This is a genomic window from Pseudomonas sp. NPDC089396, from assembly GCF_044749545.1.
Lineage (GTDB): Bacteria > Pseudomonadota > Gammaproteobacteria > Pseudomonadales > Pseudomonadaceae > Aquipseudomonas.
This window is the reverse complement of sequence record NZ_JBIVIC010000015.1, coordinates 44,246-62,456: the sequence shown is the minus strand read 5'-3', so window position 1 is coordinate 62,456 and position 18,211 is coordinate 44,246. Positions and strand designations below refer to the sequence as shown.

At 62.2% G+C, this 18,211-nt stretch carries 11 protein-coding genes and 5 tRNA genes; 7 read left to right on the top strand and 9 right to left on the bottom strand.

Features of this window, described 5'->3' with window-relative positions:
- The 3 genes from ACIPZB_RS23025 (at nucleotide 1) to ACIPZB_RS23015 (ending at nucleotide 9,005) form a co-directional block, all read left to right on the top strand.
- Complete coding sequence (locus ACIPZB_RS23025; RefSeq protein ID WP_400642840.1) at nucleotides 1–5,094, top strand: RHS repeat domain-containing protein; 5,094 nt, start codon at nucleotides 1–3, stop codon at nucleotides 5,092–5,094.
- Nucleotides 5,095–5,350: 256 nt separating this feature from the next.
- Nucleotides 5,351–7,876: a fimbria/pilus outer membrane usher protein gene (locus tag ACIPZB_RS23020; protein WP_400642838.1), complete on the top strand. Its 2,526-nt coding sequence runs from the start codon at nucleotides 5,351–5,353 to the stop codon at nucleotides 7,874–7,876.
- Between the two features lie 43 nt (nucleotides 7,877–7,919).
- Nucleotides 7,920–9,005: a fimbrial protein gene (locus tag ACIPZB_RS23015; RefSeq protein ID WP_400642836.1), complete on the top strand. Its 1,086-nt coding sequence runs from the start codon at nucleotides 7,920–7,922 to the stop codon at nucleotides 9,003–9,005.
- Nucleotides 9,006–9,095: 90 nt separating this feature from the next.
- On the opposite strand, the gene ACIPZB_RS23010 is transcribed toward ACIPZB_RS23015, so the two are convergent.
- From ACIPZB_RS23010 to ACIPZB_RS22990, 5 genes are all read right to left on the bottom strand, one after another.
- Nucleotides 9,096–9,171, bottom strand: a tRNA-Gly gene (locus ACIPZB_RS23010).
- 86 nt (nucleotides 9,172–9,257) lie between these two features.
- A tRNA-Gly gene (locus ACIPZB_RS23005) sits at nucleotides 9,258–9,333 on the bottom strand.
- Nucleotides 9,334–9,336: 3 nt separating this feature from the next.
- A tRNA-Glu gene (locus ACIPZB_RS23000) sits at nucleotides 9,337–9,412 on the bottom strand.
- A gap of 92 nt (nucleotides 9,413–9,504) precedes the next feature.
- Nucleotides 9,505–9,580: transfer RNA gene (locus tag ACIPZB_RS22995), tRNA-Gly, on the bottom strand.
- A 2-nt stretch (nucleotides 9,581–9,582) separates the two neighbouring features.
- Nucleotides 9,583–9,658: transfer RNA gene (locus ACIPZB_RS22990), tRNA-Glu, on the bottom strand.
- A gap of 318 nt (nucleotides 9,659–9,976) precedes the next feature.
- On the opposite strand from ACIPZB_RS22990, the gene ACIPZB_RS22985 reads away from it, so the two are divergent.
- A complete protein-coding gene (locus ACIPZB_RS22985; protein ID WP_400642835.1) occupies nucleotides 9,977–10,744 on the top strand; it encodes a hypothetical protein in 768 nt (255 codons plus the stop codon).
- A gap of 118 nt (nucleotides 10,745–10,862) precedes the next feature.
- Here the strand turns inward: ACIPZB_RS22985 and ACIPZB_RS22980 are convergent, their stop codons facing one another.
- Together ACIPZB_RS22980 and ACIPZB_RS22975 are read right to left on the bottom strand one after the other, a co-directional pair.
- Entirely contained in the window at nucleotides 10,863–11,345 is a 483-nt protein-coding gene (locus tag ACIPZB_RS22980; RefSeq protein WP_400642833.1) for a GAF domain-containing protein, read from the bottom strand.
- Nucleotides 11,346–12,233, bottom strand: coding sequence for an ATP-binding protein (locus ACIPZB_RS22975; protein ID WP_400642832.1), 888 nt, complete (start codon nucleotides 12,231–12,233; stop codon nucleotides 11,346–11,348). It lies immediately after the preceding gene.
- 171 nt (nucleotides 12,234–12,404) lie between these two features.
- On the opposite strand from ACIPZB_RS22975, the gene ACIPZB_RS22970 reads away from it, so the two are divergent.
- Nucleotides 12,405–14,762, top strand: coding sequence for a response regulator (locus tag ACIPZB_RS22970; RefSeq protein WP_400642830.1), 2,358 nt, complete (start codon nucleotides 12,405–12,407; stop codon nucleotides 14,760–14,762).
- On the opposite strand, the gene ACIPZB_RS22965 is transcribed toward ACIPZB_RS22970, so the two are convergent.
- Nucleotides 14,752–15,240: a glutathione peroxidase gene (locus tag ACIPZB_RS22965; RefSeq protein ID WP_400642828.1), complete on the bottom strand. Its 489-nt coding sequence runs from the start codon at nucleotides 15,238–15,240 to the stop codon at nucleotides 14,752–14,754. The genes ACIPZB_RS22970 and ACIPZB_RS22965 overlap by 11 nt on opposite strands.
- Before the next feature lie 2 nt (nucleotides 15,241–15,242).
- The gene (gene msrB, locus ACIPZB_RS22960) at nucleotides 15,243–15,644 is read right to left on the bottom strand and encodes a peptide-methionine (R)-S-oxide reductase MsrB (RefSeq protein WP_008098113.1); all 402 of its coding nucleotides are present in this window, start codon (nucleotides 15,642–15,644) and stop codon (nucleotides 15,243–15,245) included.
- A gap of 168 nt (nucleotides 15,645–15,812) precedes the next feature.
- On the opposite strand from msrB, the gene ACIPZB_RS22955 reads away from it, so the two are divergent.
- Both ACIPZB_RS22955 and htpX read left to right on the top strand, forming a co-directional pair.
- The gene (locus tag ACIPZB_RS22955) at nucleotides 15,813–17,024 is read left to right on the top strand and encodes a pyridoxal phosphate-dependent aminotransferase (RefSeq protein ID WP_400642827.1); all 1,212 of its coding nucleotides are present in this window, start codon (nucleotides 15,813–15,815) and stop codon (nucleotides 17,022–17,024) included.
- Nucleotides 17,025–17,316: 292 nt separating this feature from the next.
- Complete coding sequence (gene htpX / locus ACIPZB_RS22950) at nucleotides 17,317–18,204, top strand: protease HtpX (protein ID WP_317659123.1); 888 nt, start codon at nucleotides 17,317–17,319, stop codon at nucleotides 18,202–18,204.
- The last annotated feature ends 7 nt before the right edge of the window (nucleotides 18,205–18,211 follow it).

The following is an 18,211-nucleotide window of genomic DNA, read 5'->3' as shown; positions in this document are numbered from 1 at the left end:
ATGAGCACTTCAGCAGCACACTCCAACGCCTTCAACTTCCTCAGTTTCCTGCAAAACAGTGTCGATCCGCGCACCGGGCAATACACCCTGGCCATTTCCCTGCCGGAACTGGTGGGCAACTACCTGATCGGCCCCAGCCTGCCCCTGCGCCTGGCCTTCAACCCCTTGAACGTCCAGGATTCCGGGTTTGGCAAGGGCTGGGACCTGGCCCTGACCCAGTACGTGGTCAGCACCCGCGCCCTGAGCCTGCACACCGGCGAAAGCTTCACCGTCGATGGCAGCGGCCCGCAGCCGCGCATCAGCGAGAAGAAGATCGACAGCTTCCACTTCCATGATGATGGCGACAACCAGTACCGCGTGGTCCACCGCTCTGGCCTGATCGAAGTGCTCTCGCCCTTCGGCCCCACCAATGCCAAGGTGTGCCTGCCCACCCGCGTGTTCGCCCCCTCCGGCCACTGGCTGGACCTCACCTACCAGGCGCACCCGCAGTTTCCCCAGAGCTGGTGCCTGACCCGCATCACCGATGGCACCGGCCTGGTGTTGCTGACGCTCGACTACAGCAACAACACCCGCGTGCGCCTCGACCTGCACCCTGATCACGGCAGCACGCCCGGCACGCCCAGGGCCCGCTACGAGCTGAGGTTCACCGGCCGTGAGGTCCGCGAAATCGTGTTGCCCACCGAAGAGCAGGCCAGCTGGCGCTTCGAATACCGCACCGTGCAGAACATGACCTGCATCAGCAAGGTGCAAACCCCCACCGGGGCCGAAGAGGTCGTCGGTTACGGCGAACGCGGCGACCAGGGGCATCGCCTGCCGGGCACTGACCGTTACCTGCCCAGGGTCACCAGCCATGTGGTCAAGCCGGGCTTCGGCCAGCCGGACATGGAAACCCGCTACCGCTACACCGAAGGCAACTTCGTCGGCAATGCCAGCGGCATCACCTGGCGCGATGACGGTGCCGACAACCTCTATCGGGCCCAGCCGGACTATCGCTATGGCTCGACCCTTGAGCACCATGAAGGGGGCGTTGCCGTACGCACGGTCGCGCAATCCTACAACCGCCATCACCTGATGCAGCTGCAAACCACCGAGCAAGACGGCCATATCGAAGAAATCGAGACCCTTTACCACGAGGTCGACGGGGCGAGTTTCGAGGCACAGCCGAGCTATTTCCAGCAGCCTAAAACCGTGACCACCCGCTGGCGGCTGAAGCATGATGAAAACAAGATTCGTGAGCAGACCCATACGACGCTGTATCACGACGACGGCAACATGAAAGAGGAAATCAAGGCCGACGGTGTGCGCACCGTCTACGAATACTACGCCAAGGAGACCGACCCTCAAGAGTTCGCGCGCAACCTGAAGAGCCAGACCATTTACCCGGCCAGCGAGGGCGGCCTGGAAAAAGCCCGCATCGTGCGCAATGTCATGGCCTACGAGGCATTCGACACACTGCCCAGTGACCTGCCTGCTACACGCCAATGGGTGGGTGAAAAGTGGTTGGTCTTGAGCGCAGAAACCCTGTCCGAGGTGATCCTCGACGATCAAGGCAAGGAAGTCGAGACGATCACCTTGCAGGAAAGCACCCGCCAATATCTCGATAAACCCGACACACCGTTCCTGCACGGTCGTGCCGACCAGCAGTCAGTGACCCTGCACTCCCCGTCCGCCACTTCGGCCTTGCGCAAGGCCGTGGAGAGCAAGACCACCCGCACACAATGGCACTACAAGCAGATCGAAGACCCCGTTCAAGGTTCGCTGGTGCAGTTCCAGCAAACCACCCAAGGCTTCGACCTGGTTGAAAAGACCATCACCAACGCCCATTTCGCCCACTCTGGCGAGCTGGCGCAATGTGAAGATATCCATGGTGTGAAGGCCCTGTATGCCTATGACGGGCTGGGTCGACGAGTGAGCGAAACCGTGGCCCCGGGCACCGAATACGCCGCCACGCTCGTCCACCGCTACAACTTGCTCAGCACACCCGCAGGGCCCGAAGTGCAGGCATGGCAAGAGAGCGAAGACCTTGCTGAGGTGGTCACCCGAACGTATCTGGACGGCGTCGGCCGTACCGAACGCGTGGAGTGCGAATCGCAGCCACTGCAAGGCAGTTCGCCACAATCGGCGGAGCGAGTCACTCACCTCACCTATCGGGCGACCTACGACGAACTGGGCCGGCTGGCCAGCGAAACCGAGCTCGACTATGTCGAAGGCCGTACCCTGGAGCTGACATCTCGCTACCAGTACGACGCCTGGGGCGAGCGCTGCAAGACCCTCCGACCAGACAAGGTCGAACTGGTCAGTGAACGCTCACCGTTCGGCAAGGAGGGCGACATCACCAGCACCTGGCTGCAATGCCCCTCCCAGCCAGATCTCAAGCAACAGCATGAGGTGAGCGAAGAGAACCGCTTCGGCGCTCCTGTGCAAGTCCATCGGCTTGACGACAAGGAGCAGATCGTCGGGCGCCTGAATTATTTCTACGATGGCCTGGGCCGCTGCATCCGCGAAGAACAGCGCATACGCGACCCCCTGGGCACACAGGCCGAAGTGCTGCGCACCACACGCTACCAGTTCGATATCTGGGGCCGCATGGAACGCACCGACAGGCCCGGTGGTACCGCCTTGACCCGCCAGTTCGCGCCGCACAGCACCAACGAACTGATCAAGAAACTGTACCTGCACCCGGCGGATGGCTCGGAACAGGCACTGGTGTGCGAGCGCGAGCATGACGGTATCGAACGCCTGACCCACCTCAAGGCCGGCCCGCGTGACGAAACCTACGGCTACGCAGGCGAACAGGTGCTGGCCCAGACACGCACCACCGCGGCCAATCGCAGTTTCACCTATGAACACCTGCTGGCCTTGACCACCCAGCCCAAGAAGATCACGGCCGCCACCTCAGGCCAACCCACTACCTACGACTATGATCGGCGCAATGGGCAGATCACCAGCGCCATCAACGATGTCGGCACACGCACCTACGACTACGACGACCTCGGCCACCTGACACTGCACACGTGGAAGGGGCAGGCGGGCGACGATTTCAGCAGCGAACATTTCAGCTCGCTGCAAGGGCGAGCCTGGCGCCGCGAGGTCAGCCATGGCGAACACTTGCCAAAAGTGGAAACCCGCTACGAATACGATGACCTGGGCAGAGTCTGCAAGACCACCCAAGGTGCGCTGCAAGCCGACTTCTCCTACAACGACGTGGGGCTGCTGGCGTGCACGCTGACCACCGATGCGGCCAATCAACGTAGCCTGCGCTGCGAGCAGCTTTATGACGTGCTGGGCCGTGAGACCCGTCGCACACTCACGGTCGAAACCCAAGGCGTGCCAGGGGAAACACAAACGTTATCGCAAACCTGGCGCGACGATGATCAGTTGCATAGCCGCACCCTCGAGCGTAACGGCACCCAGTTGTTGACCGAAACCTTCGAGTACGATGAGCAGAACCGCCTCGTCCAGCATGAGTGCGACGGCACGGTGCTGCCGTGCAATGCTGCAGGTCGCGCCATCACGCTGCAGATATTCGAGTTCGATGACTTCGACAATCTGATCTACTGCCGTACCAACTTCGACGACGGCGAACGTGACCGGGCCGAATTCACCTATGCCGAAGATGGCAGCTTCCAGCTGGAGCATGTGACCCATTCCTTGCAGCCGGACTACCCGGCCGAGCGGACCTTCAGCTACGACGCCGACGGCCATATGCTCAATGACGAGTGGGGTAACCGCCTGAGCTATGACCATCAAGGGCGTCTGGTGGAGGTACGCGATCCAACGGACAGTCGGACCTTGCAGGCCTACCGCTATGACGGCCACGATCATATGGTCAGTGTGCGCGTGGACGCGGGGGCAGAGTCACTGCGCCATTTCGATGACAACCGATTGAGCAGCACCGTTGAAGCGGGGGTACTGACCCAGTACCTGTACAACTTCGAGCGGCCCTTGGGCCTGCAGCGCCCCGGGGAATCCCCCGTCGATACCCGTTTGCTGATGACCGACAGTGCCGGCAGTGTCATGGGCGAATGTGGCGAAGGCGTGCACTACACCCAGTACAGCGCCTACGGTGAAACCCCGGAAAACTCGGACCTGCTGGGGTTGCTGGGGTTCAATGCCGAGGTGCGCGAACGCGTGCTTGGCTGGTACCTGCTCGGCCGTGGCTACCGCGCCTACAACCCAGGCTTGATGCGCTTCCACAGCCCCGACTCGCTGGACCCGGAAGCCGCTGGCATCAACCCGTACAACTACTGCCTGGGCAACCCGGTGAACTGGACCGACCCGACCGGGCACCAACGACAGGGCATTCGCGACCCCTACATCCCCAACCGTCCGGAGAAACGCAAACGTGGCATCGCCGACTGGGCCGGGGTGATTGGCATGGTGATCGGCATGGTCACCATTGCCGCCTTCACGATTGCCTTCCCTCCCGCCGGCGTGCTGATGACCGCTGTCGTCGGCGTGGGCTTTGCGCTGATGGCCGGGGGGGTGGCCATGTCGGTTGCCGGTGTGCTGGAGGATGATCCGGAGAAAAGCCAGCAGCTGCAGACCTGGGGCGGGATCGTGTTCGCCGTGGGCGCGCTGATGACATCCCTTGCCTCGGCCAAGCAAGCTTGGTCGGCTAGGAGGGCGGCCGCGGCGGAGAAGGCGGCCGCTGGTAACGTGCCGACAACGGCGGGCGGTAATCCGACGCCGGCTCCTTCGCCGAGAAACTCGATCTCACCTAATGAAACGCTGTCTAACCCACCGCGTAGTCTCAACGGCTCCGTACGGAGCAATACCAACAACATCAATAATGCGCCTGTAATTGGTACGCCTGATTATTCGCCAACAACGACGCCGGCGGTAAGCAGATCAAACTCTGTTGCAGATGTAAGCTCGATTGCTCCCCTCCCCCCCCCAACACCAACGGCAACTCCTCAAAATTCTACGCAAGCCATCAGCAAGGCACTTGAGAATAATCTCGCCAAGCGAAATGGCCTGGCTGTAACGAATGGAGGCCTATGGGACAGAGATACTGATTCAAAAGGTAGATTTAAATGGAAACTTGTAGGCCATGGAAATACTGCCTGGAACGGCAATAAACGAATATTCTGAGGCTCTTATCAAATAGTTAGTCCGGCACAACTGTAGCTGTGCCGGACTTTTACTTAGAGCACCGAGTTTTAAGCGACCCTTTTCTGACGATTCCTCCTACATACTGCCCCCCCCCACCCTCCTTACTCTGGCCCACCTCAACCAGAACCGTTCGCTCGCCAAAAGTAATTGCCCATGAGCTGAACGGAACCCATCAGTCCCATACCGCTACTGCGCGCTGACGCAACCACTGCGGTTTGAACGATCGGAACATCCTATGCTCAAGCCCCTCAGGCACCGGCAGCCACTGTCACGCCTGCGCTCGACCCCTTTGCGGGCTCTAAGTTGCGGCTGCCTGGTGCTCATCACCCTGCCAGGCCACGCCAATGGTGAATCCCCCGCCCTTCACTTCAACAGCGGTTTCATGCGCCAGGCCGCCGACCAGCCCGCCGATGCCGGTGCCCTTGCCCTGCACAGCCTGGGCACGCAGCAGACACTGATCGCCGGCCGCTACAGCGTGGAAGTCACGCTCAACCTGCAACCGATCGGCAAGCGCGACATCGACTTCCACGACAGCCCCGACGGCGAACAGCTGACCGCCTGCCTGACCCCTGCCCTGCTGCGCGCACTGGGTGTTCGCGAACAAAGCCTGGAACATCCCCTGCCCGAAGACGACTCCTGCGTCGATCTCGCAACCCTGCTGCCAGACGCCCGCGCCGAACTCGATCCGGCCACCATGCGCCTGGCCATTTCGATTGCCCAGATCAACCTGAGCCGCGACGTCGCCGGCAAAGTGCCCAGCGAGCACTGGGACAGTGGCATCCCCGCCGCTTTCGTCAATTACCAGGCCTCGGCCCAGCACACCTCGCGCCGCGGCCAGGCTAACCGCAGCAGCCAGGACCTGTACCTGAACGGCGGCGTCAACCTGGGCGGCTGGCGCTTGCGCAGCAGCCAGGCGCTACGCGAAGACCCCGAGGGCAAGCGCCACTGGACCCGAACCAACACCTACCTGCAACACGACCTGCCAGAGGACTGGGGCACCCTCACCCTGGGCGAGACCTTCAGCAATGGCGATGTGTTTCGCAGCCAGCCGTTCAAAGGCGTTCAACTGGCCTCCGACCTCGGCATGCTGCCTGACGTCATGCAAAGCTACGCACCGGTAATCCGTGGCGTGGCGCAGAGCCGTGCCAAGCTGGAGGTGCTGCAGAACGGCTACCCCATCTACTCCACCTATGTCGCCCAAGGCCCCTATGTCATCGACGACCTGAGCGTAGGCGGTGGCGGCAGTGACCTGGAAGTCGTCCTCACCGAAGCGGACGGCCAGGTACGACGCTTCATCCAGCCCTACTCGAACCTGAGCAACCTGCTGCGCGATGGCGTATGGCGCTACAGCCTGGCCATGGGGCGCTACCAGAGCGCCGATCACCTGGATGACCCCAGCCTCTGGCAAGGCACGCTGGCCCGGGGCGGGCTATGGGGCTCGACGCTTTACGGCGGCATGCTGTCGGGCGACTACTACCGCGCGTTCAACCTCGGCGTGGCCCGCGACCTGGGCGCAGTCGGGGCGCTGTCGTTCGATGTGACGCGTGCGCGCAGCGATCTCGGCCGGCAACTGGGTGAAGTCCAGGGCAACAGCTTCGCCGCACGCTACGGCAAGTCCTTCGAAACCGGTACCCACCTGCGCTTTGCCGGTTACCGCTACTCCACCGAAGGCTACCGGGACTTCGACGAAGTCGTGCAACAGCGCAGTGCCTCGAAGCACTTCGTCGGCAGCCGCCGCAGCCGCATGGAGGCGGCGGTGTACCAGCGCCTGGATACACGCAGCAACGTCAGCCTGACCCTGTCGCAGGACGACTATTGGCGCACCAACCTGCAACGGCGCCAGTACCAGTTCCAGTACACCACCCAAGTGGGCAAGCACATCAGCCTCAACCTTTACGCCTCGCAATCGTTGAGCGATCAACCGCAGAACGACCGCATCATCGGCTTGGGCTTGACCATTCCACTGGACTTCCTGCCTTCCAGCAGCGCCACCTTCGATCTGCAACAAAGCGCCGGCAAGTACAGCCAGCGCGCCAGCCTGGCGGCGGATGCCTTGGACAATCGCCTGAACTACCGCGCCTCGCTGGCCAATGACGAACAGCAGAACAAGACCGCATCGCTCTCGCTGGGCCTGCAGACGGCACATGCCAACTACGGGCTGGGCTACACCGAGGGCAGCGACTTGCGCAGCGTATCGGCCAATGCCAGCGGGGCGCTGCTGGCCCATGAAGGGGGCTTGCTCAATACCCCGTACCTGGGTGAGTCCGTTGCCTTGGTGCATGTGCCTGGCATCCCCGACGTGGGCGTGGAGAACGCCCCCGCAGCGCGCACCAATGGGGACGGCTACGTGGTTGCCCCCTACCTGCGCCCCTATCGCATCAACCAGCTGGTGCTGCAAACCGATGACCTGGGGCCACAGGTGGAGATCGACAACGGCACCACCCAGGTCGTCCCGCGGCGCGGCGCTGTGGTCAAGGCGACTTTCCCGGCACGACAGGTGACACGGCTGGTGCTGACCCTGCTTCAGGCCGACGGCCGCCCCCTGCCATTCGGCGCCCAGGTTATGGACCAGCAAGGCAATCCATTGGCCGTCGTCGGCCAGGGCGGGCAGGCACTGGTTGCCACCCACGCGCAAGCACAGACCTTGAACGTGCATTGGCAAGCGGGTGAGGAACAGAGCTGCTCAGTGAACGTAGACCCCGACAGCATGCGGGAGCAGGACGGTTACCACCTGCAGACACTGCGTTGCGACAACGCCTGAAGCGCCCTGCCGCCCGTAACACCCTCAAGACCAGGATCACACCATGACATCGATTCACCCGTTAACCGGCGCCAAGGCTGCACTGGCAACCATCACCCTGCTATTGGGGTCCAGTGCCCATGCACTGGTCGGCACATGCAACTGGCACAACAGCATTCCCGGCCCGATGAGCTTTGCAGCAGACTTCAATACCGTGTGGATTCCGAGGGATGCACCTGTCGGTACGCCCATTGCGCAGAGGTCGTTCAACAGCGTGGATACCGGTGGCCGCGAAGCGCGCTGTTACAACGATGGCGCTAGCCGGCTGGACGTCTACATCGACAACGTGCCTCCCTTGCTGCCTGCCCCGCCTGCGCGGTTCGGCAGCGGGCTCAACGCAGCCAGGATCATCCAGACCAACATCACCGGGGTAGGCGCACAAATCACCTTGGGCATTCCTTTCGATGGTGCTTCCAACAACAGCTTCCGGCCGGCCAATGGCGACCAGCACGTACCTTATCAAGGCTACAACGACTGGAACGTGACTCCCGTGCCCATTCAGGTGAACAGGCTCAGAACGACCATCACCCTGGTCAAGACAGGCCCGATCGCCCCAGGCCCGCAGCCCCTTGATCAGGAAATGCTCAGGGGTCGCATGACCGATATTCCCGATGCGTTGACATTCAGATTGCGCGGGGTCATCAATCAGGCCCAGTGCACACTCAAGGCGGATGCGGTCAGTGCCAACCCGGTGCAGCTGGGTGATCACGACCTGAGCCACTTCAGCGGCAAAGGCACTACTACGATGGCAGTGCCCTTTTTCATCATGCTCAATGACTGCGAAGACGACCCCGGCAACATCACGGCCAGAGCCCATATCCGCCTGGACGGGCGAAATGGTTCAATGCCCCTGGATCCTGACCTTGGCCTGTTCAGCTTGACCAGCGACTCGACGGCAGAGGGTATCGGCATACAAATGCTGGCCAGTGATGGGATTACACCGATGGTGTTGAACCGCGATGTACCGGTAATCGGTCTGTCGATTCCCAATACTCGACTGGATTTTCATGCGCGGTATTTCCAGCATGAGGACAGCGTCAAGCCGGGGCTGGCCAAAGGCACGCTGAGTTTCACCATCAGCTACCGCTGAACGCTTGGGGGCATGTACGCATGCCCCGCCGAAAACCGGACGAACGAAAACGAAGAAAGGGACTTTCGTCCCTTTCTTCGTTTCGATGTTTGGAGCGGGAAACGAGACTCGAACTCGCGACCCCGACCTTGGCAAGGTCGTGCTCTACCAACTGAGCTATTCCCGCATTGTGAAACTTTTACCGCTTACGGCGTGAAGCGCCATGAAGACCTTCACCACCACTGCACCGCATAGACGCCACAGTATTTAAACTGGAGCGGGAAACGAGACTCGAACTCGCGACCCCGACCTTGGCAAGGTCGTGCTCTACCAACTGAGCTATTCCCGCAAATGGCGTCCCCTAGGGGACTCGAACCCCTGTTACCGCCGTGAAAGGGCGGTGTCCTAGGCCACTAGACGAAGGGGACACACAACACTTTTCAGTGCACCAGAACCTGAACCTCACGATTCAGCCTGGATTTTCTTTTCCTGCCCCGCCGTTAAGCGCTGCCGGAGAAACTGGAGCGGGAAACGAGACTCGAACTCGCGACCCCGACCTTGGCAAGGTCGTGCTCTACCAACTGAGCTATTCCCGCATTGGCGTCCCCTAGGGGACTCGAACCCCTGTTACCGCCGTGAAAGGGCGGTGTCCTAGGCCACTAGACGAAGGGGACACGCTACAAGCATTACTGCTTGCTTTCACTCCCTGCCGCGTTTCGCTGTGTGCTTTACGCTGCAAGTGGCGCGCATTCTATGGATGCTGTGAAAGGTCGTCAACCCTTTTCTAGAAATTTATTTAAATCAATGACTTCGCTCTATATGAAGGCTCCCTGCAAGCCGCGCCCAAGGATTGGCGTTGATTTTCTGACGGCCTCGTCGCAAAGTGCCATCACTGTAGAAACCACCCGACCAGCCGACACAGCGTGACGTGGCAAGCGGGCTGGCCTGTTCGCTACACTCTCAATGTAAAACTTCCTGATGAGGCGTTAACGGTGACACCACTTCTGATCACACTGCTCATCGTTGCGGGTATCGCGTTGCTGATCGTGATCGGCTACCTCAACAACGTGGTCGAGAACAGTAAACTGGAACGCGCGCGGCTGAAGATCGAACTCGCCGACCGCCTGCGCCGCTGTGGCGAAATCACCGAAACCTTCCCCGGCCAGTTCATGACCCCGGCCCTCAAGCTGCTGCTGACCCGCCTGGAACTCAACCTCAACCAGCGGCAACTGACGCTGGACAAGCACAACGCCGAACTCAAGGCACGCATCGCCGAACTCGAAGACCAGATCGCCCAGGGCGAGCGAATCCCGGTGAACAACCCTCCGAGCCCTATCCAGACCGAGGTCAAGGCCAAGGACGTGCGCTTCCTGCTCGAGGCCTTGCATACCCAGATCGTCAAGGCCACCCACGAGAACGTACTGCAAACGACCGAGGCCAAGCATTGGGTAAAGGAGATTCGTCACCTGCTGGTGCTGCTGCATATCGAGTTCTTCAACAACCTTGGCCAGCAAGCGCTGCAGCAAGAGCAGCCGGGGCAGGCGCGACTGGCGTTCGAGCGGGGCGTGCAGTACCTGCGCAAGCAGCCTGAACCGAAGGTCTATGAAGAGCAGCTGACTTATCTTGAGAAATTGCTGGCGCGGGCCAATGCCCAGGTGCTGGACCAGATGGAGCCGGCGGAGAATGACGAGAATGCCTTGACCCAGGGCTTGAAGACCGATGAGGACGAGACCTGGAAAAAGCGGGTGATCTACGACTGATCCCATGGCCCTATCGCCGGCAAGCCGGCTCCCACAGGTACACCACAGGTCTTGAGTACTGTGATTTCCCCTGTGGGAGCCGGCTTGCCGGCGATAAGGCCGGTGCAGGCAACAACGATCAGCAGTCAGTCAACGCCAGAAACACCGCCACCAACCGCTCCAGCCCCACCTGATCCCCCTCACTGAACCGCGCCAGCTTCGGGCTGTCCAGGTCCAGCACGCCAATCAGCCTGCCCTCCTTCACCAGCGGAATCACCAGTTCGCTGTTCGACGCACTGTCACAGGCAATATGCCCCGGGAAGGCATGCACGTCTTCCACCCGCTGCGTCTGCCGGGTGGCCGCTGCCGCGCCGCACACACCCTTGCTGAATGGAATGCGCACACAAGCCACCTGCCCCTGGAACGGGCCAAGCACCAGCTCTTCATTGCGATTGAGGTAGAACCCCGCCCAGTTCAGGTCGTCCACCTGGTTATAGAGGAACGCCGAGAACTGCGCGGCATTGGCGATGAAGTCGCGCTCGTCGGCAAACAGCGCCTGCACTTGCGCAGCCAGCAGGTCATAGCCGTCGAGGCCGGTGCCACTGGCATTGAGGTCGATCATTTACTTCTGCTCCAACAATTGCAGTCCAACCCAGTAGCGGGCGAACTGATAGGCACAACGGCCATTACGGTTACCGCGGCCGGTGGCCCAGCGCACGGCGAGGATGTCGAGTTCTTCGGTACGTTGCCAGGCCAGGCCGGCCGTGCCGGCCAGCTGGCCGATCCAGTGCTCGACCACATCGAGGAAGTGTTCCTGGGTGAAGGGGTAGAACGACAGCCACAAGCCAAAACGGTCGGACAAGGCAATCTTGTCTTCCACCGCTTCGCTGGGGTGCAGCTCGCCATCGACGCGCTTCCAGTTCTCGTTGTCGCTTTCCTTCTCCGGCACCAGGTGGCGGCGGTTGGAGGTGGCGTACAGCAGCACGTTGTCCGGCGCCTGCTCCAGCGAGCCGTCGAGCACGCTCTTGAGCACCCGGTAGTCGCCCTCCCCGGCTTCGAACGACAGGTCATCGCAGAACAGGATGAAGCGCTGCGGCAGTTTCTGCAGCTGTTCGACCACCCGTGGCAGGTCGGCCAGGTGATCGCGCTCGATCTCGATCAGGCGTAGCCCGACGCCGGCGTGCTCGGCCAGCAAGGCGCGTACCAGCGACGATTTGCCGGTGCCGCGCGAGCCCCACAGCAAGGCGTGGTTGGCCGGCAGGCCGTGGATGAACTGGTGGGTGTTGCGGCCCAGCTGGTCACGTTGCTTGTCGACCCCGATCAGGTCGGTCAGGTGGATGTCCAGGCTGACTTCCAGCGGCATCAGGTAGCCCGTGCGGCCGTCGCGCTGCCAGCGCGCGGCCAGGGTGGTGGCCCAATCGATGGTCGGGCGTGGTGCCGGCAACAGCGGTTCGAGACGCGCCAGCACCGATTCCGCGCGTTCCAGGAAAGCATTCAAGCGAGCGTCCATGAGGACTCCTTCGGACTTCAGTTCTTTGGGGCCGCTTCGCCGCCCATCGCCTGTAGGAGCGGCCTTGCGTCGCGAAAGGGTCGCGAAGCGGCCCCAGGGACCAGCCGCGTAGCTGAAATTACCGAGGGCTGCCTTGCAGCCCTTCGCGACACAAGGCCGCTCCTACAGGCTATGCTTGCGCAGCGCAAGGGATGTGAAACCGGCTCGGGGCCCATGGATATCAAGTTCACCAATCGCCTGTCATACAAGCAAGCCCGGTTGACAGTCCTGGTCGGCTTCATCCTGGGAACATTGCTCAGTCTCATCCAGATCGGCATCGATTATGCCAGCGTCGATGCATCCATCAACCGCGAAGTGCAGGCACTGCTGCAAGTCAGCCACACCCCGGCCTCGCGCATCGCCTACAACATCGATTCGGAACTGGCGCTGGAGCTGACCCGGGGCCTTTTGCAAGCACCAGCGGTGATCCGCGCCCGGCTGATCGACAACAACGACACCGTGCTGGCCGACGTCGAACGCCCACGCCTGCAGGACCGCTACCGGCCCCTGAGCGACTTCCTGTTCGGCGAGCAGCGCCAGTTCCAGGGCCGGCTGTTCCTGGCGCACATGCCACAGGAATACCTCGGCACCCTCTACCTGGACATCGACACGTTCGCCTCCGGCACCCGCTTTCTCGACCGCGCCAAGGTCACGCTGCTCAGCGGCTTCATCCGCAGCCTGGTGCTGACCGGTATCCTCCTGGGGCTGTTCTACCTGATGTTGACCAAGCCACTGGTGACGGTGATCGCCGCACTCAGTGGCGGCGACCCGCGCCAGCCGCGGCTAAACCGCGTGGAATGCCCACCCGGTCACGAGCGCGATGAGATCGGCGTGCTGGTCAAGGTCGCCAACCAGCAGTTCGTCAGCATGGCCACCGAGATCCAGCAGCGGCGCAGCGCCGAGAACCGCCTGACCGAGTACCTCAATGAACTGGAAAACATCGTCTCGGCGCGTACCGACGAACTCAAGGCCATCAACAGCCGCCTGAGCCAGTCCAACCAGGAGCTGGAGGAAGCCCGCCAGCGCGCCCTCGACATGGCCCAGGCACGCGCGGCCTTCCTGGCCAACATGAGCCACGAGATCCGCACCCCGCTCAATGGCATGCTCGGCATGATCGCCCTGGCCCTCGACAGCCCGCTGGACAGCGAACCCCGTCAGCAACTGGCGATCGCCCACGACTCGGGCAAGGTGCTGGTGGAACTGCTCAACGATATCCTCGACCTGTCCAAGTTCGATGCCGGGCAACTGGAACTGGAGCGCATTGCGTTCGACATGGGCGCGATGGTCGAGGACACCGCCAACCTGCTGTCACAGAATGCCGCGCAGGGTGTCGAACTCACCTGCCTGATTGCCAGCGACTTCCCAAGCTCGGTGCTGGGCGACCCGACCCGGGTGCGCCAGGTGGTCAGCAACCTGCTGTCCAATGCCCTCAAGTTCACCCGCTTCGGCCGCGTCGACATCCGCCTGGAACGCATCAGTGGCGGCGTGCGCCTGGAAGTGAGCGATACCGGTATCGGCATCCCCGAGGAAGCCCAGGCGCGTATCTTCCAGCCTTTTACCCAGGCCGGTGCCGGCATCACCCGCCAGTATGGTGGCACCGGGCTGGGGCTGACGCTGACCCACAATCTGTGCAAGGCCATGCAAGGACGCCTGCATATCCAGTCCGAGACGGGTAAGGGCAGCCGCTTCAGCGCCGAACTGCCGCTACCCACCCACACCGAGGCCATCGCCCCCGCGCCGTTGCTCGGCCAGGTGGTAGCCCTGAGCGCCGCCTCCAGCGGCCTCAGCGAGCTGCTGCAGGGCCTGCTGCCGGATTGGGGATTGAGCTACCGGCGCCACGACAGTGTCGCCAGCCTGCTCAGCGACGGCATCGACCTGCTGATCACCGATGACCTCGACCACCTGCTGCAACTGCGCCCCGCGCTCGAAGCACCGATCCTGCTGGTGACCGCCTACGGCAACTTCCTGCCCGCCGAGCAGTCTGCGCAACTGGCGCCGCTGCACCAGCTGGCCCGCCCCCTGGCGCGCAATGCCCTATACCAGACCCTGCGCCGCACCCTGCAGGGCCAGGCGCCGGAGCACCCGCTGGCAGCCCCGACGCCCAGCACCAAAGACGGCCGCGCACGCATCCTGCTGGTAGAAGACAACCCGGTGAACCAGTTGGTGGCCAAAGGCATGCTGGCCAAGCTCGGCTGTCAGGTACAGCTTGCTACCCAGGGCGCCGAAGCCCTGGAACTGCTGGCCCAAGAAACGTTCGACCTGGTGCTGATGGACTGCAACATGCCGGTGATGGACGGCTACGAGGCCAGCCGACGCATCCGTCAGAGCGGCCGCTGGCCGGACCTTCCGATCGTCGCCCTGACCGCCAACGCCATGCCCGAGGAGCGTGAGCGCTGCCGCGCGGCGGGCATGAACGACTACCTGGCCAAGCCGTTTCGCCGCGAAGAGCTATTGGCGCTGATCGACCACTGGGTGCCGCTCAGCGGCTGAGCAGCCGCTCGATATCGGCTTTCAGCGCCTGGGGCTTGGTGCTGGGGGCATAGCGCTTGACCTTGCCGGTTGCCGGATCGACCAGGAACTTGGTGAAGTTCCACTTGATCTTCTGCGACCCCAGAAGGCCCGGGGCACGCTGCTTGAGCTCGACGAACAGCGGATGGGCGCCTGCGCCGTTGACCTCGATCTTGCGAAACAGCGGGAAGCTCACACCGAAATTGAGCTCGCAGAACTGTGCAATTTCGCGCGCATCCCCCGGCTCCTGCTTGCCGAACTGGTTGCAGGGGAAGCCCAGCACCATCAGGCCGCGCGCGTGGTAATCCTGCCACAGCTGCTCCAGGCCCTTGTACTGCGGGGTGAAGCCGCACTGGCTGGCGGTGTTGACCACCAGCAGCGCCTTGCCGGTGAAGTCGCCCAGCACCTTGTGCTCGCCGCCGAGGGTCACGCAGGGGATGTCCAGCATCGATGTGGCCATGATCAGGCTCCGTCGTGGGGTTTGAAGTCCAGGCACACCGAGTTGATGCAATAGCGCAGGCCGGTCGGTGGCGGGCCGTCGGGGAACACGTGGCCCAGGTGGGCATCGCACTGGGCGCAGGTGACTTCGGTGCGGATCATGCCGTGGGTGGTGTCACGGATCTCGATCATCGCGCTTTCTTCAATGGGCGCATAGAAGCTCGGCCAGCCGCAGCCGGAGTCGAACTTGGTCTGCGAATCGAACAGAGCCAGGTCGCAGCAGATGCAGTGGTAGACACCGGCCCGGCGCTCGCTGTTGTACTTGCCGCTGAACGGCCGCTCGGTGCCCTTCAGGCGGCACACCTGGTACTGCGCCGGGTCGAGCATCGCACGCCATTCTTCCAGGGTTTTTTCGATCTTTTGCATGTGGGGACCTCGGCAGGCTGAATTTCACCTCGCGCCGTCTTTTCCGTAGCGCGGGTGGCACGTATATTAGTTGGCTTCGTGTGCAAGGCCTCAAGTCTGGCACCCGCGCTCTGCCCTTTCAAACCTTTCGACGGCGGCGCACCGCGTATTCTCAATCGGGATCACATCATGCAGTTCAGCAAATCGAACAAGCTCGCCAATGTCTGCTACGACATTCGCGGCCCAGTGCTCAAGCACGCCAAACGCCTGGAAGAGGAAGGCCATCGCATCCTCAAGCTGAACATCGGCAACCCGGCGCCGTTTGGCTTCGAGGCGCCGGATGAAATCCTCCAGGATGTGATCCGCAACCTGCCCACCGCCCAGGGCTACAGCGACTCCAAGGGCCTGTTCAGCGCGCGCAAGGCGGTGATGCAGTACTGCCAGCAGAAGGAAATCGAAGGCGTCACCATCGAGGACATCTACCTCGGCAATGGTGTGTCCGAGCTGATCGTCATGTCGATGCAGGCGCTGCTCAACAACGGCGACGAAGTACTGATCCCGGCCCCTGACTACCCGCTGTGGACCGCCGCCGTGAGCCTGGCCGGCGGCAAGCCGGTGCACTACCTGTGCGACGAACAGGCCGACTGGTTCCCGGACCTGGAAGACATCAAGGCCAAGATCACCCCGAACACCAAGGCCCTGGTGATCATCAACCCGAACAACCCGACCGGCGCCGTTTACTCCAAAGCGCTGCTGCTGGGCATGCTGGAGCTGGCTCGCCAGCACAACCTGGTGGTGTTCTCCGACGAGATCTACGACAAGATCCTGTACGACGAAGCCGTGCACATCAGCACCGCCTCGCTGGCACCTGACCTGCTGTGCCTGACCTTCAACGGCCTGTCCAAGTCGTACCGGGTCGCGGGTTTCCGCTCTGGCTGGCTGATCATCTCCGGGCCCAAGCACCATGCCCAGAGCTACATCGAAGGCATCGACATGCTGGCCAACATGCGCCTGTGCGCCAACGTGCCGGCCCAGCATGCCATCCAGACCGCCCTGGGCGGCTACCAGAGCATCAACGACCTGGTGCTGCCGCCTGGCCGCCTGCTGGAGCAGCGTAACCGCACGTATGAGCTGCTGAACGAAATCCCGGGTGTGAGCTGCGTGAAACCGATGGGGGCGCTGTATGCCTTCCCGCGTATCGACCCGAAAGTCTGCCCGATCCTCAATGACGAGAAGTTCGCGCTGGACCTGCTGCTGTCCGAGAAACTGTTGATTGTCCAGGGCACGGCGTTCAACTGGCCGTGGCCAGACCACTTCCGCGTCGTGACCTTGCCGCGGGTGGATGACCTGGAGGCGGCGATTGGCCGTATCGGTAACTTCCTGCGGACTTATTCGCAGTAAGCACTGGCCTCATCGCCGGCAAGCCGGCTCCTACAGGGATCACCACAGATTTCAAGGACTGTGGAGACCCTGTGGGAGCCAGCTTGCTGGCGATTGGGCTGCACAGCAGCCCCCTACCTGCCCACAGAATGTTTCTTACATCCTGCAACGCTCTATCTCACAGCCCCCGCCAGATCCTCTGCCATACTCCGCCGTACACAGTTTGTAATAGTCGCCCGATTGAATCGGCACGTCCGGCCCCTTATATACCCCGCATACGCAACAATTCATCCGTCAGGAGAACGTAACAACCATGATGCGCATTCTGTTGTTTGTAGCCACCAACCTTGCGGTGGTGCTGGTTGCAAGCATTACCCTGAGCCTGTTCGGCTTCAACGGGTTCATGGCCGCCAACGGGGTTGACCTCAACCTCAGCAGCCTGCTGGTGTTCTGCGCCGTGTTCGGCTTCGCCGGCTCCCTGGTCTCGCTGTTCATCTCCAAGTGGATGGCGAAGATGACCACCGGCACTCAGATCATCAGCCAGCCGCGCACCCGCCACGAGCAATGGCTGTTGCAAACGGTCGAAGAGCTGTCACGCGAGGCCGGCATCAAGATGCCCGAAGTGGGTATCTTCCCGGCTTACGAGGCCAACGCCTTCGCTACCGGCTGGAACCGCAACGACGCCCTGGTAGCCGTTTCCCAGGGTCTGCTCGAGCGCTTCTCGCCCGATGAAGTACGCGCCGTGCTGGCTCACGAGATCGGCCACGTGGCCAACGGTGACATGGTCACCCTGGCGCTGGTGCAAGGCGTGGTGAACACCTTCGTGATGTTCTTCGCCCGAATCATCGGCAACTTCGTCGACAAGGTGATCTTCAAGAACGAAGAAGGCCAGGGCATCGCCTACTACGTGGCGACCATCGTCGCCGAGCTGGTGCTGGGCATTCTCGCCAGCATGATCGTCATGTGGTTCTCGCGTCGCCGCGAGTACCGCGCCGACGAAGCCGGCGCCCAACTGGCCGGTACCGCCGCGATGATCGGCGCCTTGCAGCGCCTGCGCGTGGAACAGGGATTGCCTGTACACATGCCCGATACCATGAAGGCTTTCGGCATCAACGGTGGCCTCAAGCATGGCTTGGCCGGCCTGCTGATGAGCCACCCGCCGCTGGAAGAACGCATCGAGGCGCTGCGCCGCCGCGGTTGATCCACAG

What these genes read in the sequence shown, in the direction of transcription:
- ACIPZB_RS22980 (WP_400642833.1), bottom strand. Translation starts at nt 11,345, where the DNA reads ATGATCGACCTCAATGCCAGTGGCACCGGCCTCGACGGCTATGACCTG.
- ACIPZB_RS23025 (WP_400642840.1), top strand. Translation starts at nt 1, where the DNA reads ATGAGCACTTCAGCAGCACACTCCAACGCCTTCAACTTCCTCAGTTTC.
- htpX (WP_317659123.1), top strand. Translation starts at nt 17,317, where the DNA reads ATGATGCGCATTCTGTTGTTTGTAGCCACCAACCTTGCGGTGGTGCTG.
- msrB (WP_008098113.1), bottom strand. Translation starts at nt 15,644, where the DNA reads ATGCAAAAGATCGAAAAAACCCTGGAAGAATGGCGTGCGATGCTCGAC.
- ACIPZB_RS22965 (WP_400642828.1), bottom strand. Translation starts at nt 15,240, where the DNA reads ATGGCCACATCGATGCTGGACATCCCCTGCGTGACCCTCGGCGGCGAG.
- ACIPZB_RS22970 (WP_400642830.1), top strand. Translation starts at nt 12,405, where the DNA reads ATGCTTGCGCAGCGCAAGGGATGTGAAACCGGCTCGGGGCCCATGGAT.
- ACIPZB_RS22975 (WP_400642832.1), bottom strand. Translation starts at nt 12,233, where the DNA reads ATGGACGCTCGCTTGAATGCTTTCCTGGAACGCGCGGAATCGGTGCTG.
- ACIPZB_RS22955 (WP_400642827.1), top strand. Translation starts at nt 15,813, where the DNA reads ATGCAGTTCAGCAAATCGAACAAGCTCGCCAATGTCTGCTACGACATT.
- ACIPZB_RS23015 (WP_400642836.1), top strand. Translation starts at nt 7,920, where the DNA reads ATGACATCGATTCACCCGTTAACCGGCGCCAAGGCTGCACTGGCAACC.
- ACIPZB_RS23020 (WP_400642838.1), top strand. Translation starts at nt 5,351, where the DNA reads ATGCTCAAGCCCCTCAGGCACCGGCAGCCACTGTCACGCCTGCGCTCG.